A 16807-nucleotide genomic window follows, 5' to 3' on the forward strand; every position below is an offset into this window, starting at 1 on the left:
CCGCCATGTCGCCGCAGCCGAGTCCTTCGCCCCTTGCCCGCCATGCCATGGCCTATGTGCTGGCTGGCGGCCGCGGCACCCGCCTGATGGAACTGACGGAACGGCGCGTGAAGCCGGCCGTCTTCTTCGGAGCCAAGTCCCGCATCATCGACTTCGCGCTGTCCAACGCCCTCAATTCCGGCATCCGCCGCATTGGCGTCGCCACCCAGTACAAGGCGCACAGCCTGATCCGCCACATGCAGCGCGGCTGGGGCTTCATGCGCTCCGAACGGAACGAGAGCTTCGACATCCTGCCCGCCAGCCAGCGGGTGGCGGAGGCCGGCTGGTATTCCGGCACCGCCGACGCGGTCTACCAGAACCTCGACATCATCGAATCCTATACCCCCCGCCATATCGTCGTGCTGGCGGGGGACCATGTCTACAAAATGGATTACGAGCTGATGCTGCAGCAGCACGAGGCCAGCGGCGCCGACGTGACCGTGGGCTGCATCGAGGTGCCGCGGATGGAGGCCACCGGCTTCGGCGTCATGCATGTGGATGCCGAGGACCGCATCGTCCATTTCCTGGAGAAGCCGGCCGACCCGCCGGGCATGCCGGACAAGCCGGAGATGGCCCTGGCCAGCATGGGCATCTATGTCTTCACCATGACCTTCCTGGCCGAGCAGCTGCGCCGGGACGCCGCCGACCCGAATTCCAGCCACGACTTCGGCAAGGATGTGGTGCCCTATATCGTGAAGAACGGCCGGGCGGTCGCGCACCGCTTCACCGAATCCTGCGTCACCTCCGGCGCCGAGGCCGAGGCCTATTGGCGGGATGTCGGCACGGTGGATGCTTATTGGCAGGCCAATATCGACCTGACCGATGTGGTGCCCGCGCTCGACCTCTATGACCGCGACTGGCCGATCTGGACCTACAACGAGCTGACGCCCCCGGCGAAATTCGTCTTCGACGATGACGGGCGGCGCGGCATGGCCGTGGATTCGCTGATCTCGGGCGGCTGCATCATCTCCGGCTCGCATCTCTCGCGGTCGGTGGTCGCGCATAATGTGCGCGTGCATTCCTACTGCGACATCCGTGGCGCAGTGCTGCTGCCGGGCGTCAACATCCACCGCAATGTCCGGCTGAACAATGTGGTGGTGGATAGCGGCGTCCACCTGCCGCCCGGGCTGGTCGTGGGGGAGGATCCGGAGGAGGATGCGCGCCGCTTCCGCCGCACCGCGAGGGGTATCACCCTCATCACCCAACCGATGATAGACGCATTGAACGCATGAGCCTGGCTGTTCTCTCCGTTGCCTCCGAACTCTATCCGCTGATCAAGACCGGCGGGCTGGCGGATGTGGCCGGCGCGCTGCCGCTGGCCCTGGCGGCGGAGGGCATCGCCGTCCGCAGCCTGCTGCCGGGCTATCCCCGCGTGCTGCGGGCGCTGGAGGAGGCCGAGCCGGCGCTGGAACTGGGCCCGCTCTTCGGCGGCCCGGCGCGGCTGCTGGCCGCCCGCGCCCATGGGCTGGACCTGCTGATCCTGGACGCGCCGCATCTCTATGACCGCGACGGCGGGCCCTATAGCGGGCCGGACGGGCGGGACTGGCCGGATAATCCGCAGCGCTTCGCCGCGCTGGCGCAGGTGGCCGCGCGCATCAGCCAGGGCGCCCTGCACGGCTTCCTGCCGGATGTGCTGCATGCCCATGACTGGCAGGCCGGGCTCGTGCCGGCCTATCTGGAATACTGGGAAGGACGGCGCCCCGGCAGTGTCTTCACCGTCCATAACCTGGCCTTCCAGGGCCAGTGCGATGCCGGGCTGCTGGCCGAGCTGGGGCTGCCGCCGCAGGCCTATTCCATCGATGGCGTCGAGTACTACGGCAGCATCGGCTTCCTGAAGGCCGGCCTCAGGCTGGCCGACCGCATCACCACCGTCTCCCCCAGCTATGCCGCCGAGATCATGACGGAGGCCGGCGGCATGGGCCTGGCCGGGCTGCTGCGGGACCGGGCGCGGGATCTCTCGGGCATCCTGAACGGCATCGACACCACGGTCTGGGACCCCGCCGCAGACCCCAGCCTGCCGGCCACCTATACCGCCGCTACCCTGGAGGCGCGGGAGGCCAATCGGCGCGCCCTGCGCGCCCGGCTGGGGCTGTACGAGGCGCGGGAGGCGCCGCTGCTGGGCATCGTCAGCCGCCTCTCCTGGCAGAAGGGCATGGACGCGGTGCTGGAGGCGCTGCCCGCCCTGCTGGAGCATGGGATGCAACTGGCCGTGCTGGGCACCGGGGACCAGGCGCTGGAGGAGGGCTTCCAGCACGCGGCCGTCGCCCATCCCGGCCGGATCGGGCTGCATCTCGGCTACAACGAATCCCTCGCGCATCTGATCCAGGGCGGCTGCGACGCGCTGCTGGTGCCCTCCCGCTTCGAGCCTTGCGGCCTGACCCAGCTCTGCGCCCTGCGCTACGGCGCGGTGCCGGTGGTGGCGCGGGTCGGCGGACTGTCGGATACCGTGATCGACGCCAATGACATGGCCCTGGCGGCCGGAGTCGGCACCGGCATCCAGTTCGCCAGCGCCTCGCGCGAGGCGCTGGAGGGCGCCCTGGGACGGCTGGCCGGCCTCTGGCGGCAAAGTGACCTCTGGGCGCATCTGCAGCGCAACGGCATGGCTACCGATGTCAGCTGGACCCGTCCCGCGCGGCATTACGCGGCGCTTTACCGGTCCGTGGCGCGCCGCTGAGCACGCCCGCTGCACGCATGGCGTGCAACACCCACAGCTTTGCGTTCTGTTGCAAGCCTTTGTCATGCTAGCCTGATCCTACTGCTCAGCATCAGACGACCGAGGTCCATGTCCCGCGCTCTTGCCGACCGTCCATCCTCCTCCACCTCGTCTGGCGGCCGGTTGGCCTCCGGGGCCCGGAAATTCGCCTCGCCCGCCGTCAGGGCCGCGTTCAGGCGGCGCGGGGCGGAACTGGCGGGGCTCGTGCTGGCCATCGCCGGCGGGGCCCTGCTGGTCGCGCTGGCCAGCTACAACCCGGCCGACCCCTCCCTCTCCACCGCCGCCGACCGCGAGGTGACCAACCTCGCCGGCCCGATGGGCGCCATCGCCGCCGACCTGCTGCTGCAAGGCTTCGGCTGGGCGGCGATGCTGCCCTGCGCCGTGGCCCTGGGCTGGGCCTGGCGCCTGGCGACGCATAAGGGCCTGGCGCCCTTCGCCGGCCGCGTGGCGGCGATACTGGCGGCGTTGCCGCTGCTGGCCGCTACCCTGCATCTGGTGCCGATGGAAGCCGCCACCCCCACCCTGGCCGGCCCTGGCGGCGCGCTGGGCGAGCTGCTGGCAGGCCGGGTGCTGGACATGGCGCAAGGCATCTTCGGTCCGCCGGGACGGCTGGTCGGGCAGGTCGGCATCGTCGCCCTGGCCGGCTCCCTCTCTTTCGCCGCCATCGGCGTGCCGCTGCTGGCCTGGCTGCACATGAGCCGCAGCGCCGGCCGTGCCGCGCGCGGCGGGGCCGACCTGACCGCCAGCCTGCTGCGCCGCAGCGTCCCCCCCGCGCCGGCCTGGGCCGAGCGGGAGGAGGAACCGGAGCAGGAGCCCGGCCCCGGCATCGGGCAGCGCATGGCCGCGCCCTTCCTGGCCATGGGCAGCGCCATGGGCGGCCTGCTGTCCCGCCGGCGGGAAGCCCCCTCGCCGCAGCTCTCGGCCATGCTGCGCGCCGCCGATGCCGCCGCCGCCTCTACCCCGCAGCGGCGCGCGCCCATCCTCTCCCGCGCTCCCGCCCCCATGCCGCCTCCGGTGGCCGGAGGGGATGCGGCGGAGGATGATTTCCCCGCGCCGCCGCCCCGCGCCCGGCCGCAGCCTGAGCCGATGGACGAGGAGGACGAGGCCCCGCCCGCGCGCCGCATCCTGTCCCGCCCGCCCGAGCCCCCGCCCCGCGCCGCCCGCGCGCCGCAGCCCATGCCGCAGCCGGAACGCTTCCGCCTGCCGCAGCTGGACCTGCTGGAGCCGCCGCCGGCCCGGCGCCAGGACGGCCCGAACGAAGCTGCGTTGCAGGACAATGCCCGGCTGCTGGAATCCGTGCTGGAGGATTACGGCGTCCGTGGCCGCATCGTGGAGATCCGCCCCGGCCCGGTGGTCACGCTCTATGAGCTGGAACCCGCGCCCGGCACCAAGTCGGCCCGCGTCATCGGCCTGGCTGACGATATCGCCCGCAGCATGAGCGTGATGGCCGTCCGCATCGCCACCGTGCCGGGCCGCAACGTCATCGGCATCGAGCTGCCGAACGCGCGGCGGGAGACGGTCTATTTCTCCGAGATGATGGCCAGCCACGAATGGGCCACCAACAATGCCCGGCTGCCGCTGGTGCTGGGCAAGGATATCGGCGGCTCGCCCGTCATCGCCGATCTCGCGCGCATGCCGCACCTGCTGATCGCCGGCACCACCGGCTCCGGCAAGTCGGTCGGCATCAACACCATGATCCTGTCGCTGCTCTACCGCTTCAGCCCGGATGAGTGCCGCTTCATCATGATCGACCCGAAGATGCTGGAGCTTTCGGTCTATGACCGCATCCCACATCTCCTGGCGCCTGTTGTCACGGAACCGCCCAAGGCCATTGGCGCGCTGAAATGGACGGTGCGGGAGATGGAGCGCCGCTACCGCGCCATGTCGCAGCTCGGCGTGCGCAATATCGGCGGCTACAACGACAAGGTGAATGCCGCCCGCGCCAAGGGCGAGGTGCTGACCCGCCGCGTGCAGACCGGCTTCGACCCCGATACCGGCAAGCCCGTCTTCGAGGACCAGCCCCTGGCGCTGGAGCCGCTGCCGATGATCGTCGTGGTCATCGACGAGATGGCCGACCTGATGATCGTGGCGGGCAAGGAGATCGAGGCCGCCGTGCAGCGCCTGGCGCAGATGGCGCGCGCCGCCGGCATCCATGTCATCATGGCGACGCAGCGGCCGTCGGTGGATGTCATCACCGGCACCATCAAGGCCAACTTCCCGACCCGCATCTCCTTCCAGGTCACCAGCAAGATCGACAGCCGCACCATCCTGGGCGAGATGGGCGCCGAGCAGCTTCTGGGACAGGGCGACATGCTGCACATGGCCGGCGGCGGCCGCGTGGCCCGCGTGCACGGCCCCTTCGTCTCCGATGCCGAGGTGGAGCGCGTGGTGGAATTCCTGCGCGAGCAGGGCGAGCCCGCCTATATCGAGGAAGTGACGGAAAGCGACGAGGAAGCGGGCGGCGATTCCGGCCTGTCCGGCATCGCCGGTGCCTCGGATGGCGAGAAGGGCCTCTTCGACCAGGCCGTGGCGCTGGTGACGCGGGAAGGCAAGGCCTCCACCTCCTTCATCCAGCGGCACCTCTCCATCGGCTACAACCGCGCCGCCAAGCTGATCGAGCAGATGGAGAAAGAAGGCATCGTCGGGCCGGCCAACCATGTCGGCAAGCGCGAGGTGCTGGCGCGGCGGAGCGATATGGACGACTGAGAAGGCCAAGGCTGGGGAATGAATTCCCCATCAACGTATGCGTTTGATCCTTCTTTTTTCCGTCAGCCTGGCTTCAGGCTTCGAAGCCGGAAAGGGTCCCTGAAATGGGACCCTTTTTTCTTTTAAGGGCCCTACGGGGCTGAACCCGCAGTCGCCGGAGGGCCAGGCCCTCCGGCCCAGCCCAAAAAACCGAAGAAGAAAGATGGGGGTCCGGGGAATTCATTCCCCCGGCCTTTCACCCCCCGCCCTCCCCCGTTCTTATCATCGCTGCCCCCGCTTTCCCCTGCCGCCGCCAGCGCATAGGCTCTCGCGCAGCAGCACAGGGGATGCACCTATGGCGGATGGCCGGCTTTTCATCGGGACCAAGATGTATTCCTCCTGGTCCTTGCGCGGCTGGCTGGCGGTGCATCTGGCCGGTCTGGATGTGGAGGAAGTGATGATCCCGCTGGCCGGGGGCAGCACGCCCGCGGTGAAGCAGGCCACGCCCTCCGGCACCGTGCCCTATCTGGAGCACAGGGGCGCCAGGGTCTGGGAGAGCCTGGCCATCCTGGAATACTGCGCCGAGCTGGCGCCACGCCTCTGGCCGGAGGACCGGGCGGCCCGGGCCTGGGCGCGCAGCATCGCCTCCGAGATGCATGCGGGCTTCCGCGCCCTGCGGCAGAACATGCCCATGACTATCCTGAACACCCGCCCCGGGGAGGGCGCGACGCCCGAGGCCATGGCCGATATCGCTCGGATCGACGCCATCTGGCAGGCGGCGCTGGAGGCGTCGGGCGGCCCCTTCCTCTTCGGCCAGGAGATGGGCGGGGCAGATGTGATGTATGCGCCGGTGGTCTGCCGCTTCCTCACTTGGCGCCCGGCCGTCTCGGCGGCGGCACAGGGATACATGCAGGCGGTGCGGGCGCATCCGCTGATGCAGCGCTGGTACGCCGAGGCGGCGCAGGAGCCGGTGGAATGGCGCCTGCCGCAATATGAGGCGCCGACGAAATGAGCGCCGCCACGCTCGACCATGTCGGGCTCTGCACCGACCGGGCGGAGACGCTCTGGGCGGAATACGAGCGGCTGGGCTTCACGCTGACGCCCGTGGCCCGGCAATCCGGCCCCCGGAGGCCCAGCGCGGCGCCGGAGCGGCTGGCCACGGGCAACCGCTGCGCCATGCTGCGCCAGGGCTATGTGGAGCTGCTGGGCATCCTGGAGCCGGGGCTGTTCGACAATGGCATCGGTGGCTTCGTCGCCCGCTACCGGGGCCTGCATATCCTCGCCTTCGGGGTGGAGCAGGCGGAGGCCGAGCTGCCACGGCTGCGGCGCGCGGGCTTCGACATTGCGGGCGTGGCCCCCTTGCAGCGGCCGGTGGACGATGCCGCGCCGGAGGGGCCGCTGGCCCGCTTCGCCCGCCTGCCCATGCCGGACGCGCCGGAAGGGCGGCTGCAGCTGATCGAGCACCTGACGCCAGAACTGCTCTGGCAGGAGCGCTGGATGCGCCACCCCAACCACGCCGTGGCGCTGGAGGCGGCGGTGCTGGTCTCGGCGGACCCCGCCGAGAGCGCGGCGCGGCTGTCCCGCCTGACGGGCGCGGTGCTGGAGCCGGACCCCGTGGGAGGATTCGCCCTGCCGCTGCCGCAGGGACGGATGCGCATCCTGCCGGAGGCGGCACTGGCGGCCGTGCTGCCGGGGGTCGCGGTGCCGGCTCTGCCCTTCATCGCCGGCTTCGTGCTGCGCACCGATGACGATAATGCCGCGGCCCGCCGCATCCTCGCGGGGCTGGAGACGCGGGAGGCGCCGGAGGGCGGGCTGATGGTCCCGCCCGCCCTGGCCGGCGGTGCCGCCCTGGTCTTCCGCCCGTGAGCGAGGCACGGGCGATCGGCCGGTCCCTCCGCACCTATTACGCCCCCGGCCGGGCGGCGCGGCTGGACGCCTTCCTGGCCCGGTTCCTGGGGCCGGGGGAACTGGGCTTCGATATCGGCGCGCATGTGGGGGACCGCACCGCCAGCTTCCGCCGCCTGGGCGCCCGTGCCGTGGCGGTGGAACCGCAGCCCCGCCTGGCCCGGCTGCTGCGCCTGCTCTTCGGGCGGGACAAGGGGGTGGTGCGCGTGGCCAGCCTGGCGGGCGCGCAGGCGGGCCAGGCCCGCCTGCGGCTGAATCCCGCCAATCCCACCGTCGCCACCGCATCGGAAGCCTTCCTGGCAGCCGCCAGTGGCGCGCGGGGCTGGGAAGGTCAGCGCTGGGACGGGACCATCACCCTGCCCGTCACCACCCTGGACCTGCTGGCCGAGGCATATGGGAGGCCCGATTTCATCAAGATCGACGTGGAGGGCTACGAGGCGCGGGTCCTGGCCGGCCTTTCCCGCCCGGTGCGCGCGCTCTCCTTCGAGTTCACGCTGATCCAGCGGGAGGTGGCGCTGGAGGCACTGCGGCTGTTGGAGGCGCTGAGCGGCGGCTACCGCTTCAATGCCTGCCTGGGGGAGGAGATGCGCTTCGCCCTGCCCGCCCCGGTGCATGCCGGCACCCTGGCGCTCTGGCTGCAGACACTCCCGCCCGAAGTAAACAGCGGTGACATTTACGCCAGCCTGGAGCCGGAACGCGTCACAGCCTGAGCGTGTGGTTTGACGCTGGCCAAGCCTTATGGCCTAAGCCCCAGCCGGATACTGCCAGCGGGGTCCGGGGGAATGCCCACCGGCGAGGGGCCGGGAGGAGGCTGAGCCTCACCCTGGCCCTGGCTCCCGCCAAGGAGCGACATGACCGGCCAAGCCATTCTGCAACACTTCGTCTTCGGCGCCGGCCTGGCTGCCCTCTCCGCGCTGCTGGTGCGGCTGATGATCGCCTTTCCCATTCTGGACCATCCGGACCACCGCAAGGCGCATGACCGCCCCACCCCCAAGGGCGGCGGGGTCGGCATCGTCGGCGCCTTCGTCGCCGGTATGCTGCTGCTGTTCCTGACGGCGCAATTCGCCCGCGTGGCGGACCGGCAGTTCATCGGCGTCATCCTGGCCGCCGTGGCCATCGCCGGCCTGGCGCTGGCGGATGACGTGAAGAATTTCCGCTTCGTGGTGAAGCTGGCGGCCCAGGGCCTGGCGGCGCTGGTGGCGGTGGGCAGCGGGCTGGTGGTGGACAGGCTGGCCCTGCCCTGGATCGGCGTGGTGGAGCTGGGCTGGCTGGCCCCGGTGCTGACGCTGTTCTGGATCGTCGCCTGCACCAATGCCGTCAATTTCATGGATGGGCTGGATTCCCTGGTGGGCGGGGTGACGCTGATCGCCTGCGGCGTGCTGGCGGTGCTGGCGGCGCAGCAGGGCGCCTGGTTCCTCTATGCCGCCTGCCTGATCCTGGGCGCGGGCATCCTGGGCTTCCTGCCCTTCAACCTGCCGCCGGCGCGCATCTTCATGGGCGATGTGGGCAGCCAGTTCCTGGGCTTCATCCTGGCGGTGCTGGGCGTGGCGGCGGCGCGTTTCGACGCGGCGCAGATCTCCTTCCTGCTGGTGCCGCTGCTGCTCTTCGCCCTGCTCTTCGATACCGGCTTCACGCTGCTCCGCCGCGCCTGGATGGGGGAGCGGGTGAGCACGCCGCACCGCACCCATATCTATCAAATGGCCCAGCGCAGCGGGCTGCCGGTACCGGCGGTGGCGGTGGCGCATTCAGGCTTCGCGCTGTTCCATGGCGCCCTGGCGCTGGGCTTCGCGGACCTGCCGGGCTGGGCCAAGCCGCTGATCATCCTGCCGCCCCTGGCGCTGCAGCTGCTGTGGCTGGCCTATGTGGCCCGGCGCGTCCGGCGGGCGGGCCTCAGCTGGAAGGCGGATTGACCACCTCCAGCCAGAGCGGCCCCTGCGGGCCGATCCATTGCTCGGAACGGTAGATCCCGCCCGTCTCCGGGTCCGCCCAGAAGCGGTTGGTGAAGCTCTCCCCCCCCGCCGCGGCAGCGTTCGACGATCAGCAGCGCGCGGGGGGCCGCCGCCCCGCCGGCCAGGCTGGCGCCCAGGCGGCAGGCCAGGGAGAGGCCGAAGCGCATCCCCTCCGGTGAGCGGTCGCTCCGCATCAGGTCCACCTGCCGCCGCGCGGCCACCTCCCGCCCCAGCAGTTGCAGCGGCTCATCCAGCGGGTCCGGGCCATCCAGCCGCGTGGCGGCCAGCCCGTCGCGCAGCCCGGCCACGGCCATGACGCGGGCGCCGTCCGTCGCCACCACCAGCCCCCCGGCGCTGCGCCACATCCGGTTCTCGCCGCTCTGCTGCGCCAGCACCGCCAGCACCGCCAGGGCGCGGCGGTTCCGCCAGCGCAGGGTCAGTGCCGGCTCCCCGCCCGCCTGCGCGCGGGCGGAGCCTATGGGCTCCTCCGGCTCGGCTTCCGGCAGCGGGGTGGCGAGGCCCAGCGTCTCCGCCCCCGGCAGGCCGCCGAGGCCGGGCAGCCAGGAGCAGGCGGGGAGCAGCAGCAGAAGGGCGGGCAGGAGGCGGCGCATGGACGTCATGCTAGATGATCACGCATCCGTGAACATCTTTTTCCTCAAGGCAGGGGCGGTGCCGGCGGGGCTTGGCCCTGGCAGCCGGCCAGCTTATCCCTGGCTATCATGAGCCCCCTTCGCATCGTCACCTGGAACATCAACTCCGTTCGGCTTCGCCTGCCGCTGCTGGCCGATCTGGTGCGGGACCTGGCACCCGACGTCATCTGCCTGCAGGAGACGAAATGCCCGGACGAGTTCTTCCCGCATGAGGGGCTGGAAGCGCTGGGCTTCCCTTACCGGGCTGCAAAGGGAATGAAGGGATATAACGGCGTCGCCGTGCTCTCCCGCGTACCGTTCCAGATCCGGTCGTCGGACCCGGACTGGTGCGCCAGGGGCGATTGCCGCCACCTCAGCGTCGACCTGGACGTGCCGGGCGGGCTGGAGCTGCATGATTTCTACGTGCCCGCCGGCGGCGATATCCCCGACCGCGAGGCGAACCCGAAATTCGCCCATAAGCTGGATTTCATCGCCGAGGCGACGGCCTGGAGCCGGCAGCGCGGCCCGGCGAAGCGCGCCGTTCTTGTGGGGGACCTGAACATCGCGCCGCTGGAGGACGATGTCTGGAGCCACAGGCAGATGGTCAAGGTCATCTCCCACACGCCCGTGGAGGTGGAGGCGCTGACGGGCTGGCAGCAGGCCGGCGGCTGGGAGGATGCCATCCGCCACCTCGTACCGCCGCCGCAGAAGGTCTATACGTGGTGGTCCTACCGGGCACGCGACTGGGCGGCGGCCGACCGCGGGCGGCGGCTGGACCATGTCTGGGTCAGCAACGACCTGCTGGGCAGGCTTTCCGGGCACCACATCCACAAGCCCGCGCGCGGCTGGACCCAGGCCAGCGACCATGTGCCGGTGCTGGTGGAACTGGCGCTTTAGGACTGGCGCCCCCAGCGCAGCCGGGGCGGGCACCGTCCGCTCCGGCCTGTTATCCTGAGGAGCACTGTCGCCCGGTGGGATGACGACCTGCTGAAGGCCGGCGCGGCGCCGTGGAACTCGCCCAAGACGTCCGCGCGAATCCGGAAACCGTCAGGGGGCCGATGGCCGAGGCTGCCCGCGCCGCGGTGGCAAGATCCCGAGTACCACGAGCATGGAAGGCTGCGGCGAGCCGGCCGGGCACCCGCACTCATGATGTCCTGGCCTCGGCGGCAGCATCCTGCATGGCAGGCCTCGAAGCGGTCGGCCAGCGGCCGTTCACAGCGGCATGAACGGGAAGACGCTACCGCTTCTGGCATCATGGCGCGCCACGCCCCCGTCGCGCGCCCGCAGGAGAATGAGATGAAACTCGGATTCTTCATGATGCCGCTGCACAGCCTGAAGCTCTCCTACAAGGAGATGTATGACCAGGATGTGGAAGCCGCGCTTCATGCCGACCGCCTGGGCTTCGACGAGTTCTGGATCGGCGAGCACAGCTCGGCCAAGGTGGAACCGGTTTCGAATACCCTGCAATTCCTCTCCCTGCTAATTCCGCAGACCCGGAACATCAAGCTCTGCACGGGGGTGATGAACCTGCCCCAGCACCACCCCGCCCGCGTGGCGGCGGATGCGGCGATGTTCGACCACATGTCCAATGGCCGCTTCATCATGGGCATCGGCCCCGGCGGCCTGGCCTCGGATTTCGAGCTTTTCGGCACCGCCGAGAAGAACCGCCAGGAGATGATGGTGGAGGCCGTGGAGATCATCGAGCGGATCTGGAGCAGCGACCCGCCCTATGACATCCCCGGCAAATACTGGACGGTGAGGATCCGGGAGAGCGTGCAGGACGACATGGGCATCGGCCCCATCCCGAAGCCCTTCCAGAACCCCTTCCCGACCTTCTGCACCTCCGCCATGAGCCCGCATTCCGGCACCGCCCGGCTCGCGGGGCAGCGGGGATGGCACCTGATCTCCGCCAATTTCAACGCGCCCTGGGTGGTGCGCAGCCACTGGGAAGCCTATGCCGCGGGAGCCGAGGCCGCCGGGCGCCGCCCGGACCCCGCCACCTGGCGCATCGCCCGCAGCATCCTGGTGACGGAGAGCGAGGCCGAGGCGCGGGATTACCTGGCCGAGGAAGGCAATGCCATCTGGGCCTATTACAACTACCTCTTCACCCAACTCGGCCGCGCCGGCGCGCGCAGGATCTTCCTCACCCGCGAGGACAGCGGCGAGGCCGATCTGACGCTGCAGGAGGTGATGGATTCCATGGTCATGGCCGGCCCGGCCAGCCAGATCGTGGACCGGCTGGTGGCCTTCATCGACGAGGTCGGGCCCTTTGGCGGGCTGCTGGCGGCCTTCCATGAATGGGACCGCAAGGCGCTGTGGCAGGGCTCCATGCGCCGGCTGGTGGAGGATGTGGCGCCGAAGGTCCGCGCCTATTGCCGGACGAAGCTGGCCGCCTGACGCGAAGGCCGGGCACGCCGCGGCACCCGGCCCTTCCCACGATCCGTCTCAGGCGGCGTGACGATCCCCGGAGGCCTGGCCCTCGATCTGGTAGCGCGGCTCCTGGCTGCACCCGATCCGGATGCGGCGTGGCCGCATGGCTTCAGGCAGTTCACGGCGCAGCTCGATACTGAGCAGGCCGTTCGAGAGATCGGCGCCCAACACATGGACATGATCGGCCAGTTCGAAGCGGCGCTCGAAGGAGCGGGCAGCGATACCGCGATAGAGGAGGTTGGGCTGCGCCGGGCTGTTACTGCCCTCCACGCGCTTCTCGCCCGAGACGACCAGCAGGTTCTGCTGCGCTGTCACGGCCAGCTCCTCCCGGCTGAAGCCGGCCACGGCCAGGGTGACGCGATACCCGTCCTCGCCAATGCGTTCGATGTCGCAGGGCGGATAGTTCTCCAGATGCCCGATCTGCGCCGCGCCGCGCAGCAGATCGAACATGCGGTCGAAGCCCACGGTTGAACGGAACAGCGGACCGAAATCGAAATCAGTCCTCATTTCCACATCCTCCCAAAGAAGCAACATGGATACGAGCGGCACCCGGCCCGGGTGCCGGCAGCCGGACCCCTCCTGGGCTCCCGGCGTGTTTTTCTGGGTTGGCGCATGGCGGTGTTCAAGATCCTCCCGCGCCTTCCGGCGGACTCACCGATTTGTCACCGCGCCACGATTGCCGCGGGCCGCGGCTTCGGCCCAGCCTGCCGCCATGCCGATCCCCCGCCGCAGCCTGGCCGCCCTGCTCTGCCTCGCCCCCTCCGCCGCGCTGACACAGCCGCTGACGCCTGCTACGCCCCCCGGCGCGGCGCTGGTGGAGCGGGTCCGGCGCGGCGGCCTGGTGCTTTTCATCCGCCACGCCGACACTGCCGGCGAGCCCTGCGACCGAGGCTTCCGCATCGGCGACCGCGCGGGGCAGCGGAACATCTCCCCGGACGGGCGGCGGCAGGCGGAGGAGCTGGGGCGGCGGTTCGCCGCGCTGGGCATTCCGGTGGCATGGCCCGTTCTGGCGGGGCCGGTCTTCCGGGCACGGGACACCGCGGAACTGGCCTTCGGCGCGGAGAGGGTGGCGGTGACGGACAGCCTGACCGCTGACGACTATGCCGGCGGGCGCCTGCCCTGGGTGCTGGAGGAGCATCGGCGCCTGCTCTCCGTTCCGGTGCCGGAGGGGCGGAACCGCGTGCTGGTCGGGCATCGCGGCCCCGTGCAGATCCTGCTGGGGGAGCCGGTGGCCGGCACCCGCCTGCCGGAGGCGGGTGTCATGGTGGCCGAGCCTCTGGGTCCCGGCGGCTTCCGCGAGCTGGGCATCCTGGCCCTGGTTCCGCCGCTGAACGGCGGCAACCCCTCCTGCCGCTAGCTCAGTCCCGCGCGGCCCAGAGCATGCCGCGCCGCAGGATGGTGGCCATCTGCGGCACCTCGAATTCGGCGGCGACATGGCCGAGGGAGCTGTAGAAGACCCGCCCCTTGCCATGGCGCCGCTTCCAGACCACCGGCATCACATGCCCGTCGATCCAGGAGCAGTGGTCGCCGTTGAAGGTCGTGGTGGCCAGCACCTCGTTATTCGGATCGACATGCATGTAGTACTGCTCGGAGTGGTAGCGGAAGGAGCCGATCCCCTCCATCACCGGGTCCTCTGGATTCGTGACATCGACGGTATAGTCGATGACGTTGCCGGGATGCGCGACCCACTGGCCGCCCACCATGAACTGATACTTCACCTCGTTGCGGAAGCTGTCGCCCATGCCGCCATGGAAGCCGGCGAGGCCGACCCCGTCGCGCACGGCATTGCTCAGCCCCTCGATCTCCTCCTTCTCGATCGTGGACATGGTCACGATGGGTACGATCAGGTGGAAATCCTGTAGCGCCGGGTCGGCGAAGGCCTCGGTGGTGTTCTCCGTCACCACCTCGAAGCCTTCCTCACGGAGCATGCGGCCCACCACCGCGGCGCATTCCTGCGGCTGATGGCCGGCCCAGCCACCCCAGACGATCAATGCCTGTCTCATGTCTTCCTCCCCTTATCAGTCGAGTTCGCCGAGCACGGAGCGCGGCGGCAGCGGCGCCGGACGCTCGCAGCGGCTCTCGACCTCCACCGTGCGGCCGGCGTCGCTGGAGCGCTGGAAGGCTTCCATCACCTCCAGCACGTGAAAGGCGAGATCGCCATTGCAGCGATGCGGCCGGCCGATGCGGATGGCGCGCGCCATGTCGGCCAGGCCGAGGATGCGGAAATTCCCGTCGGCGAAGCCATGGGAGAGCGGCATGTCCTGCCAGGGCTCCCGCCCGCGCGCGAGGGAGACGGTGCCGCCGAAGCGGTTGGGGTCCGGCACCACCAGCGACCCGGTACTGCCATAGATCTCCATGTTGCCATGGCGGTGCTGCCAGACATCGAAGCTGGTGGTGACGGAGACCACGGCGCCGCTGGCGAAATGCAGCAGCCCCGCCACATGGGTCGCCGTCTCCACCCGCACCACCTCGCCCTGGCGGGGGCCGCTACCGATGGTCCGCTCCTCGAAGCCACGGGTGGCGGAGCCGGTGACCTTCGCCACCGGGCCCAGCAGGTTCACCAGGCCGGTGATGTAGTAGGGGCCCATGTCCAGCATCGGCCCGCCGCCGGGCGCGTAGTAGAAGTCCGGCGCCGGGTGCCAGTGCTCATGCCCATGATTCTGCATGAAGGCCGTGCCGGACAGCGGCTTTCCGATGGCGCCGTCATCGATCAGCTTGCGCGCCGTCTGATGTGCGCCACCCAGGAAGGTGTCCGGCGCCGAGCCGACCCGCAGCCCCGCGCGCCGCGCGGCCTCGATCAGCCTGCGCCCCTCGGCCACCGTCGGCGCCAGCGGCTTCTCGGCATGCACGTGCTTGCCATGCGCCAGCGCATCCAGCCCCACCGGCACATGCGCTTGCGGCGTGGTGAGGTTGAGCACGATCTCGATCTCCGGATCGTCCAGCAGCGCATCCACCGTGACGGCGCGCAGCCCGAATTCCTCCGCCCGCGCGCGTGCCTGGCTTTCATTGAGGTCGGCGCAGGCGGCGATGCGCAGCTCCGGGAACAGCGGCGCCGCGCGCAGATAGGCGGCGCTGATATTGCCGCAGCCGATCAGCCCAACCTTGACGGCTTCCATGCTTCCTCCTCCGATCGGTCCATCGCCGCATTGTTCCACGGCGCTTCATAGATCCGGCGCAGCACGATGGCGGCGGCGCCCCGGGCCCACATCTCGTCGCCCCAGGGGTGGAACATGATCTCCGTCACCTCGCGCAGCGCCGGCAGAACATGCTCCTCCAGAGCCGAGAGCAGCGGCGCGCGCAGCAGCTCGGTGGCGCGCAGGCCCTCCCCCGTCAGGATCACCCTTGGCGGGTTCAGCAGGTTCACGATATTGGCGATGGTCAGGCCCAGCATGGCGCCCGCCTGCCGGAACAGTCGCGCGACCGCCTCCTCCCCCTCCAGCGCCCGCCGCGCCAGGGCGGCGATACGGCGGGAGGGATCGCCCTCGCCGGCATCGGAGAGGCCGGCCTCCTCCGCCTGCCGCAGGATTCCCCAGTCCGATGCATAGGCATCCAGGCAGCCACGCTGGCCGCAGCGGCAGGGCGCGCCGCCCGGCTCCACCTTCACATGGCCCAGTTCGGGCCCCACGCCCCGCGCGCCGCGATAGAGCCGCCCTTCCGTGATCAACCCCATGCCGATCGTGTTCTCGACGGTTACCACGGCGAAGTTCTGCAATCCGCGGCCATAGCCGAACCAGTGCTCGGCCAGCGCCACGAGGCTGGCATCGTTCTCGATCAGCGTGCGCGCGCCAAGCCGCCGCTCCACCGCCTGCGCCAGCGGCTCGGGCGAGGCGCCCAGGACCGGGCTCCAGTGGGAGATGCCGTTGCGCGCGTCTATGACACCAGGCAGGCCGATGCCGATGCCGGAGATCCGCTCCATGGTCATGCCGGCATCGCTGACGCATTGCCGTACGCCATCCTCGATCAGGTCGGCGATGACACCGGGAGATTGCCGCGCGATCTTCACCGGCAGGACCACGGAAGCGAGCGGCTCCCCCCGCGCATCGGTGACGGTGATGCCGATGCGCTGCGCGGAAAGCTTCACGCCCACCACATGATAGGCCGCGCCGTTCAGCCCGAGCAGCACGCGCGGCCGGCCGCGCCCGCCATTCTCGGCCGAGGCGACGCGCAGGGCGTCGACCAGCCCCTCCTCGATCAACGCAGCTGTGATGGCGGAGACTGTTGCCGGACTGAGTTCGGTACGCTCAGCAATTTCCACCCGCGCGATCGGGCCGTCGCGGCGGATGGTGTCGATCACATGATAGCGGTTGATCGCCCGCATCAGCTCGGGGTCGGCCGTTTTCATCGCGGGCGCTTGGTTCCTCCGGTTCTCGCGGGAATTCTGCGCCACGCGACCCGAAGGTCAAGGGAATAACTTCGGGTAAGAAACTTAAATCCCCGCCACCTCACCACGCCTCCCT

Annotated in this window: 14 protein-coding genes and 1 pseudogene; 10 read left to right on the plus strand and 5 right to left on the minus strand. The window is 70.1% G+C overall.

From position 1 onward, the window contains the following. Positions 1-5: 5 nt before the first annotated feature. The 7 genes from glgC (at position 6) to IAI58_RS02460 (ending at position 9252) form a co-directional block, all read left to right on the plus strand. Positions 6-1271 (plus strand): glucose-1-phosphate adenylyltransferase, encoded by a 1266-nt coding sequence (gene glgC, locus IAI58_RS02430; protein ID WP_207447297.1) that lies wholly within the window; start codon positions 6-8, stop codon positions 1269-1271. A 2-nt stretch (positions 1272-1273) separates the two neighbouring features. Then, complete coding sequence (gene glgA / locus IAI58_RS02435; protein WP_207447369.1) at positions 1274-2713, plus strand: glycogen synthase GlgA; 1440 nt, start codon at positions 1274-1276, stop codon at positions 2711-2713. Positions 2714-2821: 108 nt separating this feature from the next. Next, positions 2822-5458 carry a DNA translocase FtsK gene (locus IAI58_RS02440; RefSeq protein WP_207447295.1) on the plus strand — a complete coding sequence of 879 codons (2637 nt, stop codon included), beginning with the start codon at positions 2822-2824 and terminating at the stop codon, positions 5456-5458. Positions 5459-5792: 334 nt separating this feature from the next. Beyond that, positions 5793-6449, plus strand: a complete 657-nt coding sequence (locus IAI58_RS02445; protein ID WP_207447293.1) for a glutathione S-transferase — start codon at positions 5793-5795, stop codon at positions 6447-6449. Next, entirely contained in the window at positions 6446-7303 is an 858-nt protein-coding gene (locus IAI58_RS02450) for a VOC family protein (RefSeq protein ID WP_207447292.1), read from the plus strand. The genes IAI58_RS02445 and IAI58_RS02450 overlap by 4 nt, the downstream gene beginning before the upstream one ends. Further along, entirely contained in the window at positions 7300-8052 is a 753-nt protein-coding gene (locus tag IAI58_RS02455) for an FkbM family methyltransferase (RefSeq protein WP_207447290.1), read from the plus strand. The genes IAI58_RS02450 and IAI58_RS02455 overlap by 4 nt, the downstream gene beginning before the upstream one ends. A gap of 141 nt (positions 8053-8193) precedes the next feature. Continuing rightward, positions 8194-9252: a glycosyltransferase family 4 protein gene (locus tag IAI58_RS02460; protein WP_207447288.1), complete on the plus strand. Its 1059-nt coding sequence runs from the start codon at positions 8194-8196 to the stop codon at positions 9250-9252. Here the strand turns inward: IAI58_RS02460 and IAI58_RS22965 are convergent. Further along, positions 9233-9316 (minus strand): annotated as a pseudogene (locus IAI58_RS22965) (YjbF family lipoprotein); the annotation flags it as partial. The gene IAI58_RS02460 and the pseudogene IAI58_RS22965 sit on opposite strands and share 20 nt — an antisense overlap. A gap of 694 nt (positions 9317-10010) precedes the next feature. On the opposite strand from IAI58_RS22965, the gene IAI58_RS02470 reads away from it, so the two are divergent. Together IAI58_RS02470 and IAI58_RS02475 are read left to right on the plus strand one after the other, a co-directional pair. Continuing rightward, entirely contained in the window at positions 10011-10817 is an 807-nt protein-coding gene (locus IAI58_RS02470) for an exodeoxyribonuclease III (protein WP_207447287.1), read from the plus strand. 399 nt (positions 10818-11216) lie between these two features. After that, positions 11217-12317, plus strand: a complete 1101-nt coding sequence (locus IAI58_RS02475) for an LLM class flavin-dependent oxidoreductase (protein WP_207447286.1) — start codon at positions 11217-11219, stop codon at positions 12315-12317. A gap of 48 nt (positions 12318-12365) precedes the next feature. Here IAI58_RS02475 and IAI58_RS02480 read toward each other — a convergent pair whose 3' ends face one another. Then, positions 12366-12857 carry an Hsp20 family protein gene (locus IAI58_RS02480; protein WP_207447285.1) on the minus strand — a complete coding sequence of 164 codons (492 nt, stop codon included), beginning with the start codon at positions 12855-12857 and terminating at the stop codon, positions 12366-12368. Positions 12858-13062: 205 nt separating this feature from the next. On the opposite strand from IAI58_RS02480, the gene IAI58_RS02485 reads away from it, so the two are divergent. Next, positions 13063-13707 carry a histidine phosphatase family protein gene (locus IAI58_RS02485; protein WP_207447284.1) on the plus strand — a complete coding sequence of 215 codons (645 nt, stop codon included), beginning with the start codon at positions 13063-13065 and terminating at the stop codon, positions 13705-13707. Position 13708: 1 nt separating this feature from the next. Here the strand turns inward: IAI58_RS02485 and IAI58_RS02490 are convergent, their stop codons facing one another. Genes IAI58_RS02490 through IAI58_RS02500 form a run of 3 tightly spaced genes read right to left on the minus strand, consistent with a single transcriptional unit; the run spans position 13709 to position 16692 of the window. Further along, positions 13709-14353, minus strand: a complete 645-nt coding sequence (locus tag IAI58_RS02490; RefSeq protein WP_207447283.1) for a ThuA domain-containing protein — start codon at positions 14351-14353, stop codon at positions 13709-13711. 15 nt (positions 14354-14368) lie between these two features. Next, entirely contained in the window at positions 14369-15466 is a 1098-nt protein-coding gene (locus IAI58_RS02495) for a Gfo/Idh/MocA family protein (RefSeq protein WP_207447282.1), read from the minus strand. Continuing rightward, on the minus strand, positions 15442-16692 hold the full coding sequence (locus tag IAI58_RS02500; protein WP_207447281.1) for an ROK family transcriptional regulator: 1251 nt from the start codon (positions 16690-16692) through the stop codon (positions 15442-15444). Before IAI58_RS02500 ends, IAI58_RS02495 begins: the two co-directional genes overlap by 25 nt. Positions 16693-16807 lie beyond the last annotated feature (115 nt).

Origin of the sequence: Roseomonas marmotae, assembly GCF_017654485.1 — a bacterium.
In the GTDB taxonomy this organism is placed as follows: Bacteria; Pseudomonadota; Alphaproteobacteria; order Acetobacterales; family Acetobacteraceae; genus Pseudoroseomonas; species Pseudoroseomonas marmotae.